At 45.5% G+C, this 15,962-nt stretch carries 15 protein-coding genes; 4 read left to right on the top strand and 11 right to left on the bottom strand.

From position 1 onward, the window contains the following. Positions 1-75: 75 nt before the first annotated feature. From QUB44_RS07095 to QUB44_RS07050, 10 genes are all read right to left on the bottom strand, one after another. Positions 76-303 (bottom strand): hypothetical protein, encoded by a 228-nt coding sequence (locus QUB44_RS07095; RefSeq protein WP_015178453.1) that lies wholly within the window; start codon positions 301-303, stop codon positions 76-78. Between the two features lie 554 nt (positions 304-857). After that, a complete protein-coding gene (locus QUB44_RS07090; protein ID WP_333364818.1) occupies positions 858-1,574 on the bottom strand; it encodes a tetratricopeptide repeat protein in 717 nt (238 codons plus the stop codon). Between the two features lie 723 nt (positions 1,575-2,297). Further along, on the bottom strand, positions 2,298-7,403 hold the full coding sequence (locus tag QUB44_RS07085) for a PAS domain S-box protein (RefSeq protein ID WP_333364995.1): 5,106 nt from the start codon (positions 7,401-7,403) through the stop codon (positions 2,298-2,300). Positions 7,404-7,745: 342 nt separating this feature from the next. Then, positions 7,746-8,147 carry a fasciclin domain-containing protein gene (locus tag QUB44_RS07080; RefSeq protein WP_333364815.1) on the bottom strand — a complete coding sequence of 134 codons (402 nt, stop codon included), beginning with the start codon at positions 8,145-8,147 and terminating at the stop codon, positions 7,746-7,748. A 346-nt stretch (positions 8,148-8,493) separates the two neighbouring features. Further along, positions 8,494-8,889: a hypothetical protein gene (locus QUB44_RS07075; RefSeq protein WP_333364813.1), complete on the bottom strand. Its 396-nt coding sequence runs from the start codon at positions 8,887-8,889 to the stop codon at positions 8,494-8,496. Then, positions 8,882-9,244 (bottom strand): hypothetical protein, encoded by a 363-nt coding sequence (locus QUB44_RS07070; RefSeq protein WP_333364811.1) that lies wholly within the window; start codon positions 9,242-9,244, stop codon positions 8,882-8,884. Before QUB44_RS07070 ends, QUB44_RS07075 begins: the two co-directional genes overlap by 8 nt. Positions 9,245-9,372: 128 nt before the next feature. Further along, entirely contained in the window at positions 9,373-9,756 is a 384-nt protein-coding gene (locus QUB44_RS07065; protein WP_333364808.1) for a hypothetical protein, read from the bottom strand. 1 nt (position 9,757) lies between these two features. Further along, positions 9,758-10,120 carry a hypothetical protein gene (locus tag QUB44_RS07060; protein ID WP_333364805.1) on the bottom strand — a complete coding sequence of 121 codons (363 nt, stop codon included), beginning with the start codon at positions 10,118-10,120 and terminating at the stop codon, positions 9,758-9,760. 131 nt (positions 10,121-10,251) lie between these two features. Further along, complete coding sequence (locus tag QUB44_RS07055) at positions 10,252-10,695, bottom strand: Hsp20/alpha crystallin family protein (RefSeq protein ID WP_333364802.1); 444 nt, start codon at positions 10,693-10,695, stop codon at positions 10,252-10,254. Positions 10,696-10,960: 265 nt separating this feature from the next. Further along, complete coding sequence (locus tag QUB44_RS07050) at positions 10,961-11,248, bottom strand: hypothetical protein (protein ID WP_333364798.1); 288 nt, start codon at positions 11,246-11,248, stop codon at positions 10,961-10,963. A 186-nt stretch (positions 11,249-11,434) separates the two neighbouring features. On the opposite strand from QUB44_RS07050, the gene QUB44_RS07045 reads away from it, so the two are divergent. The 4 genes from QUB44_RS07045 to plsY all read left to right on the top strand — a co-directional run bounded on the left by QUB44_RS07045 (position 11,435) and on the right by plsY (position 14,873). After that, positions 11,435-12,229 (top strand): MlaE family lipid ABC transporter permease subunit, encoded by a 795-nt coding sequence (locus QUB44_RS07045; protein WP_333364795.1) that lies wholly within the window; start codon positions 11,435-11,437, stop codon positions 12,227-12,229. Between the two features lie 63 nt (positions 12,230-12,292). Next, a complete protein-coding gene (locus QUB44_RS07040; protein ID WP_190734358.1) occupies positions 12,293-12,685 on the top strand; it encodes a DUF3119 family protein in 393 nt (130 codons plus the stop codon). 62 nt (positions 12,686-12,747) lie between these two features. Continuing rightward, positions 12,748-14,079 carry a DUF3086 domain-containing protein gene (locus QUB44_RS07035; RefSeq protein ID WP_333364792.1) on the top strand — a complete coding sequence of 444 codons (1,332 nt, stop codon included), beginning with the start codon at positions 12,748-12,750 and terminating at the stop codon, positions 14,077-14,079. Positions 14,080-14,192: 113 nt separating this feature from the next. Next, complete coding sequence (gene plsY / locus QUB44_RS07030) at positions 14,193-14,873, top strand: glycerol-3-phosphate 1-O-acyltransferase PlsY (RefSeq protein ID WP_333364789.1); 681 nt, start codon at positions 14,193-14,195, stop codon at positions 14,871-14,873. Between the two features lie 97 nt (positions 14,874-14,970). On the opposite strand, the gene QUB44_RS07025 is transcribed toward plsY, so the two are convergent. Further along, on the bottom strand, positions 14,971-15,756 hold the full coding sequence (locus QUB44_RS07025) for a calcium-binding protein (RefSeq protein WP_333364786.1): 786 nt from the start codon (positions 15,754-15,756) through the stop codon (positions 14,971-14,973). Positions 15,757-15,962 lie beyond the last annotated feature (206 nt).

Below are 15,962 nucleotides of genomic sequence, written 5' to 3'. Positions count from 1 at the left end.
TTCCTGCTATTTCTGCCCAGCGCGAGAGCTCATCGCCCTTCCCTGGAATATTTATCCGATTTTGATTGAATGCGCTCACAGTAGCTCTGGTGCTAGCCGCTGCTCAGCTAAATCGCGGATTAGGGAAAGCCGAGACTGGATGTATTCGTCCAACAAATCTGCTTCTTTGCCATTGAGCGCAGAGTTGGTCTTTAACTGCTTCAGCAGCCACTGTACCAGGGTGGCATCGTCTAAATTGACTAACAGAGTAGCTTGGGTGGTCTCAATTAATGACCAGAGTTGGCGTAACATGACTGGAGTCATAAAACCTCGTTGAGCGTAAATACGCGCTTAATGGGCGGGCCTAGCGAAAAGCTAGTCTTGGTGTTTCAAGCCGATAGACGAAAAGCACCCTCATGTCCATCGGCTTAATGATTATTTTATATTTGACCACAATAACTTAATACAGTAGTGTCACAAGTTACAACACACAAGATGTTATAAGAGTTGCCAATTCCTTCACATTGAGATAAATATCTTGATAAAAGATTAAAAATCTTTACACGCGATCGCTCGCGGGGGCTGCCAAGAGCTGTCCGCGATCGGGCCCGATAGCCCGGTTCGCCAGAAAATTAATTAAGCTGTGGCGCATTTAAATTGTATATTTCAATGCCGTATTCCCCACTCGTCAAATCCTCTACCCCTGTCCTCTTCTCGCTCTCGAACATAGCAGCAAATAACTCCACCACAAATAAGGGAAAAGCCCGGATAGCCTATGTGGCAGTTCGGGTTTTTGGGTTCTTACAGGGGGAAATTTCGGCGATGCTGCCGATCCTAGGTCGGAAAAGTCACATATCCTGACCTAGCTGGAGCTGTTCCTATTTTTTGGTAGCAGCCTGCAGTCGCTTCTGAGCAAGCTTTTCGTAGGATGGCAATTTGTGTTTTTTGAAAAGATTAGCGGCCTGCTGGAAGTCAGCTATAGCTTTGTCCCTAGCTCCCATCCGTTCATGAGCATCGCCACGATTCAAATAGGCGATCGCGTCGTTGGGCGGGAGTATGCCAACTTTTAAGGTTCCGTTAAAACAGTCAATTGCTTTTTCGTACTCCCCAATTCGTGCGTAGCTGCTGCCAATCTTGAAATTAGATTCTGCTGATTTTTGGATGATTGGGCGGTGTTCCTCTTTAAAAGCCTCGGTTTCATCTTTCTTATAGAGGAAAGCGTCAATTTCCATGTTTTCAATACTTCCATCTGCAACCGCCTCATTCATTGCGGCAGCCGCTGCCTCGTTGTACTTTCGGATAGCTTCCTTATGTTTTCCCGCTGTGGCTAATTTGTCTGCTGCGGTTTCCAGACTGTCAGAACTTGCAGTGACTTTTTCTCCTTCGCTTTTAGTTAGTGCGTCTGCGTAGCAAGTTTTTCCCAAACCTATATCAAGCGGAGTTTCTTGGATTGCGTCGTTCAAAATGTCTTCCAGAGTTACTGGAGTTGGGGACGGCACTGATACAGGTACGACCAGGCAGCTCTGGCAAGTTAGAAGTGCGATCGCAAATGCTGTTGTTTTGGCAAGAGTAGACAGGTTAAGGTAGGTGGCCATCTTTTTGGGAGGGAGAGGGGTATCAATATTTTCTCAGAACACTTGACACTCGATTTTTTAACCTAGCTCTGATCCAACTCCGATCCTCAACTTTCTAGCTTCTGTCTCAAAAGCTAGATTGTTAGGGCTGTTTTGAGTTCCAAAATGCCTGATATGTCGTTGTTGCAAAATTCGCCCCAACTTCCAAAAGCTAGACAGTCGAATAGAGGGGCGTAAGTTTAAGCGCTACGGCATACTTTTTAGACTCATCCGTAAAGGCAAAAAAAGCCCGCTATCCTTCGTTCAAAAGTCTAGCGAGGGAGTAGTTGATAAAAACATAATTTTGACTATAACATCTGCTGTGAAATTAGTCATTAAATTAACCCCTTAATCTAGAAACCTAGACATGATAAGGGTTTGAGGTTTGCGAGATTGATATTGTTACTTTTCTTTTTTTATGTATGGCAACGAGGTCGATTATTTGGCCTTAAAAATATTTCAAACCAGAGAAGCCTTTTGAGAAAATCGCCCTAAAAAGCTTGCACCCAACATTAGCAGCATTTTTCGGCGCGACAGTTTAGTAAAATGGTTCATGTTCTGAGATGTGATAGGGGGTATCAATATTTTCTCAGAACACCAGACAAAGCAAAATAGCACTCGCAGCCCGCCAAGTATTTTATTTTGGGCGGGCTGAACATTTAAAACCCTATTATTTAATTTGGCTGCACTTAGGATGCCTCCAGCTTACTCACTAGCCACCAACTTTTCAACCCTCGCCAGAATTATTTCTAATTCAGCAATGATTTTTGTAACCCCCTGCAAATCATTTGATTCGGCCAGACTTTGAAGTTGATCTGCCATATCGGGCATTAACCGCACCGCCGCCGTAGCGCTGACACCTTTAATTTGATGAGCGTGGCGGGCGAGTGTCTCCATATCTCCCGAGGCGATCGCCTCCTTAGCAGCTTCTAAATAACTAGCAGTATCCACCACAAAAGTTTGCAGTATTTCCCGCTCAAACTCTACATCAGCGCCCGCAATTTCGTGCAAACGTGCCATATCGACTACCGATTCGATATCGGGATCAGAATTTTGAAGTTCCTCCCCATTAAACTTGGGAGTTTCAATTTTTAGCTTGGCAGACCAATTTGCTAGTACCGATTTTAACTTTTCGATCGCAATAGGTTTGCTAATATAATCATCCATGCCCGCCGCCAGACACTTTTCCCGATCGCCCTTCAAAGCATTCGCCGTCATCGCAATCACCACCGTCTTTTGATGCGGCTTCATCTTCCCAGCAGCAACATCTGCCGCTTCCCGGCGGCGCAATTCCAGCGTTGCTTCGTAACCGTCCAAAACCGGCATCTGACAGTCCATCAACACAATGTCATACTTTTTCCGAGCAACCATAGATAACGCCTCTGCACCGTTATTCGCGACATCCGCAGTGCATCCCAAAACTCTGAGTTGATTGAGACCAACTTTTTGATTGATTGGAGTATCTTCAACTAACAAAATCTTTAAACTTCCTAACTCTCGGTTGTCAATAGCTGAGGATCGATTGGAAGTTGAATTTGCCAGCGGCTCATCAATCAGCGTCATCGGGGCGATCGCATTCGCCAAGCAATCAAATAGTCGGTGAGCTTTAACAGGTTTAGTTAAATACCCGCTAAAACCGCTATCTACCAAGCGTTTCGCCTCTGCAAGCTGATTCATTGAAGTCAGCACCACCCACTTTGTCTGCTGCATTGCCGGCTCAGAAATCCTCAAGCGTTCGAGACTTCCCGCCACCATTTCCGGCAACTGAATATCAACCAAAACGATATCGTAAGGGGAATTAAGGCTGACAGCTTTGTACAGAGATGCGATCGTCATCCAACCGTTCTCAACCTCCTCAACCTCCATTCCCCACAAAACAGCCATTCTCACTAGCACTTTTCGCACTGTCGGCTTGTCGCTGGCAACTAACATTTTTCGCCCCGCCAGCACAGTTTCAAAATTCACTTCGCACGCTGTGCCGACAGCAGTTAAATTTTCCGTAACTGTCGGCACAGTAAACCAAAAAGTTGAGCCTTTGCCAGGGGTACTTTCCACACCGATTTGCCCCCCCATTAACTCCACCAACTCCTTAGAAATAGCCAGCCCCAAACCTGTGCCACCGTATTTTCGTGTCGTAGAGGCATCAACTTGAGTAAAAGATTGAAACAGCTTTCTTTTGTCTTCGGGAGCAATCCCAATTCCTGTATCTGTCACTTTAAATAGCAGGATCATCGAGTCATTGTTTTCTATTTTTAACGGTTCGATATTCTCTAAAATTTTCTGATTATCACTGGCTGCCAACACCCCAGGATTACTAGCATTAGCAACCTCTATTACCACTTCTCCTGCTTCTGTAAACTTAATAGCATTGTTGATCAAATTAGTTAGTATTTGCCGCAACCGCGCTGCATCACCTTTAATTTGCAGCGGCACGTCGCTGTCAATCAGTGCCACCACTTCTATACCTTTTTCTTGTGCGGGAGTTGCCAACAAATCCAGCACTTCATTCACACAGATACTGAGGTTAAATTCTAGTATTTCTAAGCGCATTTCTCCGGCTTCCAGTTTGGAGAGATCCAGAATATCGTTAATGATGGAGAGTAAATTTTGACCGCTGAGTTTCAGCGTCTGTACAAAGTCAATCTGTTCGGGAGTAAGATTCGTTTTCAGCAGCAAATCAGTCATCCCCATCACTCCATTCATCGGAGTACGGATTTCGTGACTCATATTTGCTAAAAATAGCGACTTCATTCGAGACGCTTCTAGGGCTGCTTCTCGGGCCTGCTGCGCTTGTTCAAAAAGAGTAGATTGCTGAATGGCGATCGCCAACTGCACGCTCAACCTTCCCAGCAAATCCATCTCAGAATTAGTCCAAACACGCGGAGCGCTGCACTGATGGGCAATCAGCAATCCCCACAACCGATGTTGACTCGTTTCCAAACTCCTTCCCGGCAGTTCAATTTGAGTTTCCGGTGAGTATTCTGTTGCCAACCCCTGACTTTCATCGCCTATAAAAATTGGTACAACTACATTAGCCCTTACCTGCAAACTAGCAAGTAAATCTCGGTGTTCCTCGCTCAAATTTGCCGTATAAATATCTGCCATTGCTTGAATGGTTTCTGCACTGTACAGCCATACATAACTTTCCCCAAAAGAGGTTCTTTGAACTTTTCTGCCCAGCAGGGGCATCCAATCATCCCCTACAGATTCCACAACAACAATCGCTGTTTCCTCGGAATCAAAACGATAAATTACCGTGCGGTCAGTTGCCAACAACTGCCGCACTTCATGTACAGCAGTGCTCAGAGTTTGAGTGAGGTTTAGAGACTGCCGGACTCGCTGGGCGATCGCCGAAACCAGTCGTTCTTGTTCTGCTTGTTCGCGCAGCATTCTCTCAGCTTGCTTGCGTTCGGTGACATCGCGAATTACCGCAGCAAAGCACAGCGGTTCGGTGGTTTGAGGGTGCTTGACCAGAAAAGCATTCATCACAACATCAATGGGTTGTCCGTTGCCCAAGTGCTGCATTTGACCTTCGCCTTGCCACTGGCCATTACTGATAATTGTTGGTAAAATTTCTTGACTGAATTTCTGTTGAAAATAGAACCCAATATAATCCCATATCTCCGTATAAAGCACTGCCGAAAGATTCTCTACGCCCACCAGTTTTCGTCCGGCTTCATTGACAAACAGTGTTTTGCCTTTCAGGGTAGCCATACCGATAAAATCGCTGCTGTTTTCAATCAGCGACACAAATTTTTGCCGTTCTTCTTCTCCTTTTTTGCGTTCGGTAATGTCACGCTTGACGCAGACATGACAAATTACATCATCGGCGTTGTTAATCACAGAGTATGCCGCAACGTCGATCGCCAGCGTCTGGCCTTTTTTAGTGCAGTTAGTAATTTCGCCCCGAAAACTTCCTGTTTTCGCTAAACTTTGAGCAATTGCCGAAAAGCGCTCCCCCGCAACCAGCGGCGAAGCTTCTGCATCTAATTCCGCGTCTGTGTATCCTAGAAGCGTTTGGTGAGCAAGATTTTGTTCGAGGAAAAACCCGTCAGCATCAATAATGACGATCGCATCGTTGGAATTTAAAAATATTTCTCGGTAAAGTTTTAATTTTTCCTCAGCTCGCTTACGTTCGCTGATGTCCCTTTTGACATTTACGTAGCAAACTACATCCCCAGCATCATTTAAAACCGCAAAGGCCGAAACCTCCACCTCAACTGTTCCTTCTTCCACAGCCTTAATACAGGTCATTTCGCCTCGATAACTCCCTGTTTCTGCCAAGCTTTGCATTACCGAGGCAAATACCTGTTCTCCCATGTGATTTGCCGGGGTTTTCCCCCACAATTTCGATGTACTGTAACCCAGCAAAGCCGTGTGAGCTTGATTTGTTTCTAAGTAATAGCCTTGGGCGTCTAAGATCGCGATCGCATCGTTGGATTTCAAAAAGATTTGTTGATAAAGTTGCAGCTTCAGTTCAGCTTGTTTCCGGGCGCTAATATCCGTGAACAAGCCGTAGTAAACTATCTCCCCCGATGCTTGGAATTCTGGCTGGGAAGCTCCTTGCACCCATTTAAGTTTTCCCGACGGAGTGACAATTCTTCCTTCCCACCGCCAAGGCTGCAAATTTTCAGCAGAAAGCGTCACCGAGTTGAGAAAATCATCTCGATCTTCGGAATGAATCATGTCAATAATTACATTAAAATTCTGCTGAGCAGCCTCTGGTTCTATTTCATACAATTCTCGGCAGCCCGCGCTCACAAACGAGAAGGCCATCGAGCCGTCTGGATGCAAGTCAATTTGATATACCGTACCCGGTACGCTAGCAGTAATTTTTTGCAGTTTGGCTTGGCTTTCATTCCTGGCTTCATCTGTGGCCTGCAATTGAGCAATCTCCCGAGAAAAACCCAAAACCGCAAATATATTGCCCTCCGCATCGCACAGCGGCAGTTTTTGCGTGTCAAAGATGTGCTGTTTGTCGCCTTCAAAGGCGATCGCCTGGTAGGGATTGCGAACCTTCTCCCCCGCCAGCACAGCTCGATCGTCCTCGCGGATGCCCCTAAGTGGGCTGTTGCGATCGCCAAATACTAATTCGGCTGAAAACCCTAATTCAATATCATCTTTGCCGATAATTTCCTCAACATTTTTCCCCAAATATGCCGCAAAACTTTGATTTACCAAAATGTATCTAAAGTTTCTATCTTTTGCAAAAACTCTGTCCGGCGCACCGTCCATTACAGCCCGCAACAATAGTTCTTGACTTTCCGAATCCCGATCAAAATTATTTTGAGCTTTTCCCTTGACAGTAGTCGTTTTAGCTGCTAAAATAATTAACGATTTGGCACAAATTTGAGCAACTGTGTGGAGCAAACAAAGGTGTTCCAAATTAAAAGCAGTTGCCTGCTCTGCACCAATGAAAAATACTCCCAACAATTCTTCACTTTCATCCTGGTTAGCCGGTGCCATCAAGACCGACTGAAATTGAGCAATTGGTGGCAGAGCGATGTTGTGCGCCCAGTCCCGATTTCCAGCGAGCCATTCAACGCGAGCAGCTTGCAAGCGCCCTTCAATTTCGGATCGGGTACTAGCACTTAACGGCTGTAAGTGTTGCAGGTATAGTCGATCGTCCGGTGGCGTCAAAATTGCGATCGCCTCTGTCGGAATCAGGCGATCGAGATATGCCAGACACGCAGACCAAATTTCATCAGCACTGAGAGCGGCTTGAACTTTTGCAGTAAGTTCGTTGAGAACTTGCAGTTCCAAGGTACGCTGGCGGACTTTTGCTTTGAGGCTGGCGGCTAGGATTTGCATAGTGCTCACCAAACTGGTTTGCTTATATTATAATTATTGATTTTAAAACTTTGGCAAACAATCATCTTAAAATACATCCGGCGAAAAGACAACGGTTTTATATTTATATTACCTTCAATCGCTAAAAAACAATGACGCGATCGGGAGCAAAGAGACACTGCTCGATGCAAGCTCTCGCTCCCGCTGCGACAGAAATTTAAGCTCACACCCAAACACAAATGCAAGCTCCGACTTGGGCGATCGAACTCAAAAAATTTTCGACCAAAGTTCAAACCATCAAATTCATCTCTAGAGTCAATCGAAAATCGAAAATCGAAAATCGAAAATCGATGGACGGTGAAACTACCCCATTAAAATCACGTTATCGATGACGTGGATGACGCCGTTATCAGCTTCGATATCCGCAGTGACAACTGTAGCATTTTTCACCTCAAAACCGTCAGAACAATCAATTTTAATCGGCGAACCTTCTAAGGAAGTAACAAAACCGACTTTTGCCAAATCAGCCTTCATAAACTTCCCCGATACGACGTGAAACATCAAAATCCTGGTCAGTTGGGGAACGTTCTGCACTAAGGTTGTGATAGTTCCTGGCGGCAATTTGGCAAAAGCATCGTCATTGGGTGCAAAGACAGTGAAAGGGCCCGGACTTTTGAGCGCGTCTACTAAATTAGCTACTTGCACCGCCGTTACCAGGGTTTGAAACGAACCCGCACCTACGGCAATATCAACAATATCAGGCATTGTGTTTTACCTCATCTGGGAAAAAAGTTCTATTAAGTATCGTAAACTGAGGCGGGCAACAATACCTACTGTCTTTTTTGAAAAATTGGTAATTCTTTTGTAGTGAAGACTTCAATCCTCAGATTTTTGATGAGGACTTCAGCCCTCACTACAAACCTAATAATATAGGACTTACAGATGGGGGCCCCGAAACCGGGTTCTTTACGAAAAGACGCGTTAAAACTCGCAGATTAGGTAAAAAGCCCTGTTTCGAGGAGTCGGAGTGAGTAAGTCCTGTAATAGTTATTTTACCAGATATAATATTACTAACCGCTTGGCAATTTAACGGCGCGGTGCTTTTCAATTGCTACAAGACTGCTGGCGATTGTGATACCAAAACCTCTGTTTCTAAATCTGCTACTTCAGCATTTAGGTTTTCTCCCTTGTGAATGCTAAAACTGCCGTACAAAATTGAAATTTCAAAAATGTCTGTAGTAATCACCGCAGGCTTGCGGTGTTCGGCATCGCCCAAAGAAATTCCGAAGAATTCAGCTTCCAGTTCGCTAACTGCCTCTTCATCGTGTACAGTCCAACGGATATCGCGACAGTCTTTGAAGGCTAGCATATAAGGCAATCTTTCTTCTGGATTGTAGACGCATTCAATTAATACTTCGTTTCCCCATAAAGATAGGTTGACTTTTGTGATTAAAGATGTAAAACCACCCAATCCAAGCAAGTTATAGTCATCCTTCCAATCACTCATTTAATTTTTCTCCCGTATTGTGAGTACCTGGAATTAAATTACCAAATTCGTCTCTCGTCCGCAATAAATTACCATCTCTATCGAGACGGAAACCTTTGTTGAGATTTCTTCCATCTGATCCATATTTCGGTGCAGGCGTTCTAATCACTTCACCGTTAGGACGGAGCATTACTGTTGACTTATCAAAAAATTTATATGCAACATAACCATCTCTAGTAGTTCTGATTTCTGCACCCAATCCGCGCAAAAAATCATCGACTTCTTGGCGAGTCATTCCGGTTAAGTCTCCAAATTCCGATGCAATTCCATTGCCTCCAACTCCCTGACTGGGCACGCAAGTCTCCTCACAAACCATTGCCTTTTCTAGTTTAGCACATTACCTTTGGCAAGTAGCTACGCAATACCCTTGTGATACCAAAACCTCTGTTTATCAACTCATTCCCAATTCTTTTATCTAAAATCTCACAGCTCAAATCGAAATTACTAAACGACTGCTTGCGCTTGTGATACCAAAACCTCTGTTTCTAAATCTTCAGAATTTAATTTTTCTCCCTTGTGAATGCTAAAACTGCCGTACAAAATTGAAATTTCAAAAATATCTGTATGAATTAAAGCTGATTTACGGTGCGCGTCCTCACCTAAATGAATGCCAATTAAATCAGCTTCAGGATCTTTGACATCTTCAGGATGGAACACCTCCCAACTGATGTCTCGGCAGTCATGAAATACTATGCTATAAGGCAATCGATCGCCTGTCGGATCGTAAATACATTCAAATAAAATTTCATTCCCCCACAAAGACACATTGACATTTGTGATCAGGGATGTAAGTCCACCTAAATTAAGCAAGTTGTAGTCATCGGGCATATTAATTACTCACTTTTTCTCCAGTATTGTGCGTCCCAGGAATCTTATTGCCAAATTCATCGCGTGTTTTGACCAAGCTGCCATCTTTGTCAAGACGCAAACCTTTGTTTATTTTTCGGCCATCTGAACCGTATCTGGGAGCTGGGGTGCGTACAACTTCACCATCAGGACGGATATTGACTCGCGAACGATCGGCAAATTCGTATTCAATATAACCCCCTTCAGTAGTTCTGATTTCTGCACCCAGCCCGCGCAAAAAGTCATTAACTTCTTGACGATTCATTCCGGTTAAGTCTCCAAATTCCGATGCAATTCCATTGCCTCCAACTCCCTGACTCGGCACGCAAGTCTCCTCACAAACCATTGCCTTTTCTAGTTTAGCACAGTTGGAGAAGGGGAGGAAGCAGAAATTCCCAATGACCAATAATCAATTAAAAAAAAATAGGGGCGCAGTGTGACCCCTATTAATCAACTAACTAAAGTAGCAAACAATTATTAGCCGCCGATTTGCACTTTCACCACGCGGTTCTTTTCCGCTTCCGCTTTAGGCAAAGTCAGGTGCAAAACTCCATTTTTGTACTCAGCTTCTACGCTGTCATTTTGCACCCGTGCGGGTAGGGGAATCACCCGGCGGAACGAACCGTAGCGGAACTCAGAGCGAGTCATGCCTTTCTCTTCTGTCTTAGTTTCCGATCGCCGTTCGCCGCTGATAGCAACCGCTTCGGCTGTGACTTGTACGTCTAAATCCTGAGCTTCCATGCCCGGAATTTCTAACTTAAGGTGGATGGATTCGGGAGTTTCATCGAGTTCGGCGGGGGGTACAAAAGCAACACCGTTAGATGCGCGATCGGTTGCCGGTGTCAAGCTATCAAACAACCGATTCATTTCTCGTTGCAAGGAGTCCATTTCCCGCAAAGGTTCCCAACGAATAAGTGCCATAACTAATACCTCGACTATCTGAAGTTTTTTCTGAAGTTTTTAGGGGTTGAGAAACACTTGACTCAACTTGTATTTAATATATTCCAGCTCCCGAAACTGGGGAATTCGGTTTTCCGCAAAAAGGCCGATCGCATTTCCGAACATTCGCGATAGGTCTTGTAAAATCATCCCAGGTACGGGTATCCGATCCAACCCGAACCCAGCAATTTTAGATTTTAGATTCGAGCCAGGAATTCCCATCTAAAATCTAAAATCGAAGGTTCGATTAACTCCACCGCGAATGCTGATAAGAAGCGTAGGTATCAAACAAAGCACCAACCAAACTAAAAGTTAGACCGATTACGAAAAAACCCTGGAGGGGACAGCCACTGCCGAAAGTAGCTAAGAACTGCAAAATCAGGTCTTCTCCAGAACGACCAACTCCTTGGAGAGCAGGCACGAAGCCGATCAGCGAAAAGCTAGTCAATCCCCCGCCGATTAACAATAAGGGGGCGACAAAGCTCAACAGGCCCGTCAGCAGTACAGAGCGAAGAAAATTGGGAAAAATGCTCATAAGAGTCAGTAAATTCAGCTAAACTGCCGAAAGGTACAAGCAAACAAAACTTGTCCTTTTCTACGATAGGCAGCGATCGCCCTCAGTGGCCGGTTCTGTCAGAAATCTTAAATGTTATAGAAAAAACTTGTTTAAGATTTGTAGATAGATTTCATTTTTGGCAGTTGTTCTATACTCGAAATCCCCTTGAGCACCACTACATCTTCGAGCCTCAGTTTGTGGAGTCAGCGGTTGCTGGCAGCAGCTTTATTGGGCGGCCAAGTCATGCTGCACTTGCTGAAGGGCAAAATTCACCGCCGCAACACCCTCGACCAAATGGCAGCAGTCGGCCCGGAATCTCTGCTGATTGCTTTGCTGACTGCGGGTTTTGTCGGCATGGTATTTACTATTCAGGTAGCGAGGGAGTTTATTAACCTCGGTGCCGGCAATGTCGTCGGTGGCGTTTTGGCTTTGTCTTTGACGCGCGAACTCGGTCCCGTTTTAACAGCCGTAATCGTGACGGGACGGGTAGGTTCGGCTTTTGCAGCGGAAATTGGCACGATGCAGGTAACAGAACAGATAGATGCCCTGCTGATGCTCAGAACAGACCCGATCGACTATTTAGTAATTCCCCGCGTCCTGGCTTGCTGCTTGATGCTGCCAATTTTAACCATCATGTGTCTCGTCACCGGCATCGCGGGCGGACTGCTGATTGCTACGACGATGTACGGCATCTCTCAAAGCGTGTTTTTAGAATCAGTCCGCAATTTCCTGAGTCTGTGGGATATTTGCAGCGCGGCAATTAAGGCTGTTGTATTCGGTGGCTTGATTGCTGTAATCGGCACTAGCTGGGGTTTGACAACCACCGGCGGGGCAAAAGGCGTCGGTCAATCGACTACTACGGCGGTGGTGACGGCTTTACTGGCTATTTTTATTTTTAACTTTTTGATGACATGGCTGATGTTTCAGGGGACGGGCTCTAGCGTACTCCAAGGCTTGTAAGCTAAGAAACGGATAAAATATGAATAATTGGCAACATTAGTTTACTACCCTTGATTTAAACCCGTGAGTACAACAGCCTCTTCGACTGCGCCGACAAGTACGATCGAACTCGCCCCGAGTTATGCGATTCCCCTAGTCCTGGTACTGGCGGCCCTACCGCTGCTGTTCGTGCAGAAGTGGGCGAGTTTGCCACTTTCGCTGTTCGGCTTGTTTCTGATGTACCAAGCCGCCACCATCCGGCTACAATTTACCCCAACCGATTTGGACATTTATCGATCGTCCAACTTAATCCGCCGCTTTCCTTACCGAGAATGGCAAAATTGGCGGATATTTTGGCCCGCTGTGCCGATTTTGTTCTATTTCAAAGAAATTAACAGCATTCACTTTCTGCCGGTTCTGTTCGATCGTAAAATGCTACAGACCTGCTTAGAACAGCGCTGTCCCCGTCAAGACTAAAAAAAAAGTTGTTAATTTTTAATTTTTAACTTTTCCGTGCCCTACGCCGAACAAAATTTCCCATGAATTCAGACGAATCTCCAACCCAAGAACCGCAACCACAACCAGCCGCCCCAAGCGGTGACGGCGAAGCCGATTTACCCGTGAATGAGACGGAGTACCAAGTTCTATCTCAAACACAAGATTTGTGGATCGACGAAAAAGAACTGCCAGCCCAACTCCCGGCAGAAACAGACCCGCCTCTGGACGAGGAAGATGCCGAAATCGCCCAATTCGTGGACGAAGCAGGCGCACTCGCCCAAATTGGGCCCAACACCGACGATGGCGAATCAGAAAGTCCGATCGCTCAAATCGAGCTTCCCACAGACTCCCAGCCAACAGCAACCGCAGAAACGGTAACGCCCATCCCAGAAAATGTTACCGAACAGTTGGCCCTGAGAGTCAAAGAATTGCAGCAGCAAGAACAAGCTTTGACTGAAAAAATTGCCGCCTTGGAAGCCGACAAAGCCAATGCTATAGAAGCGTTGGGGCAGGCTCAAGCATCGATCGGGCGTTTGGTACAAGACGGCTTGATTCAACTAGATCAGCGCAAACAAGCGCTACAAATCGAAGTAGAAAAACTAGAACGCCGGCGCGATCGAATTCAAAAGGAAATGCGAACCACTTTTGCCGGCGTTTCCCAAGATTTAGCAATTCGAGTCCAGGGTTTCAAAGACTATTTAGTAGGCAGTTTGCAGGATTTGGCCGCTACCGCCGAACTCTTAGATTTGACACCGCCAGTGCAAGAGACACCACAGCGAACTGCTGCTGAGGAGTCTCAATCCTCAGCACCGGTAAATCCCAAATTTGCCGAACAGGGATTTCAAGAACAAGCCAAACAAATTCGCCGCACCCTCGATCAATACCGCACTGTCCCCGACTACTACGGCCCGCCTTGGCAACTTCGCCGCACTTTTGAACCCATCCACGCGGAACGAGTTTCTAACTGGTTTTTCACCCAAGGAGGAAGGGGTGCTTTGCGGACTATGGGTTCGCGCTTGCAAAATATCTTGATTACTTCGACAATTATTTCTGTACTCAGAAGCGTCTACGGTGGACGGGTGCGGACTTTGGTGCTCGCGAACAGTCCCGAACGTTTGGGAGAGTGGCGCCGGGGTTTGCAGGACTGTTTGGGCATTACTCGCAGCGATTTTGGCCCGGAAAGGGGAATTATTATGTTTGAGTCTGCGGAGGCTTTGGCTCAAAAAGCCGATCGACTGGTTAAAGATGGCAAATTGCCACTAATTGTCATTGATGAAACTGAGGATTTAATTAGTTTGTCAATCCTGCAATTTCCGTTATGGCTCGCCTTTGCTGCCGATCCGCAAACTTTGATGGCTGCTAAGGATTTTTGATTGGGTAATTGGTAATTGGTAATTGGTAATTGCTAATTAGTAATTGCTAATTGCTAATTATGCTAAGGGAAAGGTTGCAAATTTTAAAAGTACACGAAATCTCAAATTAAAAAATGGCTAGCTGGATAATTTTAAATGGCGCACTGTTAATAGCAGCTTATCTGCTGGGCTCGATTCCGACTGGGTACACCTTGGGGAAATGGATGCTGGGAATTGATATTCGAGAGGTTGGTTCGGGCTCGACGGGTGCGACTAACGTACTGAGAACTTTGGGGAAGTGGCCGGGGTTGGGGGTGTTGTTGGTTGATGTGTTGAAGGGGGTAGGTGCGATCGTCCTAATCCGCTACATTTACTCTCTCACTTTTACCAGCCAGCTAGCAACCGCAGCAGGTTTAGAAAATACTGCAACTGTTATCCCTTGGATGGCAACTTTGGCGGGTTTCTCTGCTGTTTTGGGGCACAGCAAATCAATCTGGCTGGGGTTTACCGGCGGTAAATCTGTGGCTACGAGTTTGGGAGTTTTGCTTGGTTTGTACTGGCCAGTTGGTTTGGGAACTTTCGGAATTTTCGGGATAGTATTTGCGGTGTCGCGAATTGTTTCTTTAAGTTCGATTATCGGGGCAATTAGCGTTCCTGGATTGATGTTTGCTTTACATCAGCCGCTGGCTTATGTATTGTTTGGACTTGCGGGCGGCGTATTTGTAATTGTGCGACATCGGAGCAATATTCAGCGGCTGTTAAATGGTACGGAACCCAGGATTGGAGAGAAATTGGAAACAGCAGCTAGCGATTGAGCGGTAGAATTGTTGTACCGCTGGTTGCAGATTACTATTTCTCTGTCCAATCTTGGATTTAAGCTTTTGGAGGAGGCTTTGCAGCGCATTCTACAGCTTAGAATCCCTGAGCAGAGATAATACTCCCTTGAATCTCAGCCACACTTACATTTGCCACAAAGCCTACTATGTCGCCGGAATTCCTAACTTTAATTAGAGTGCCTTGACTCTGTATCGGTTGAGGATCGAATACACCGGGCGCGAAAACTTGATTGAAACTTTCTGGTGCATCAAACCCCAATAAGAGTGTCACGTTTGTCACGTATTGCAAGTCTACATCGCTAGCAGTCAAACCGCCTGCCAATCCAATTCGATCGGCACCTACTCTGAAACCGGCAATAGCATCGGCATTATTGACATCTGTAACTCCGGGTTCTGCTTGGAGGACGTACAAGTTGCTGCCCCCGATTTTGATTGAATTATTTTCATTCAAGGCGGCTAAAAAGTCGCGACCCAAACCTCCCACCAGAGTGTCATTTCCGTTACCGCTGGCTAAGAAATCATTGCCTCTACCGCCCAAGAGAATATCGTTTCCCGCATCACCCGTAAGCAAATCTGCATCTTGACCGCCGCTGAGAGAGTCATTTCCCTCATTTCCATCAAGTAGATCTATTCCTTTTCCCCCAAATAAAGAATCGTTGCCCAACTCCCCGCTGATAAGATCTTCCCCTTCATTGCCAAATATCAAATCATTAGTTGTTGAGCCGGTGACTAGATCGTCACCTCCGAGCATCCAACCTCCCAAAGGAAAATTAGTTGCATCTGCGATCGACAAAGTAACGACTTCGGATGTATTGTCGCCAATTAATCGCCGCTGTTCTGACGGATCGGGTTTTAAAGCCATAAAAAATCTCCGCGTAAAATCTCAGATGCCAAGATTATTAAATAAGCCGCTCTCAAAGTCAATTCATATATTCATAATTTTGACTTCATAAAAGTCATAACCTTGAGTTCATAAAAGTCATATTTGTGGCAGGGTAAACGCATCTAAATTAATTTGACAAACACCTAAATTTGTGCATTACTAAATAACTAAAAAAACTTTTAAAA

Origin of the sequence: Microcoleus sp. AT3-D2 (genome assembly GCF_036705715.1) — a bacterium.
In the GTDB taxonomy this organism is placed as follows: Bacteria; Cyanobacteriota; Cyanobacteriia; order Cyanobacteriales; family Microcoleaceae; genus Microcoleus.
This window is presented reverse-complemented; position numbering and strand designations above follow the sequence as displayed.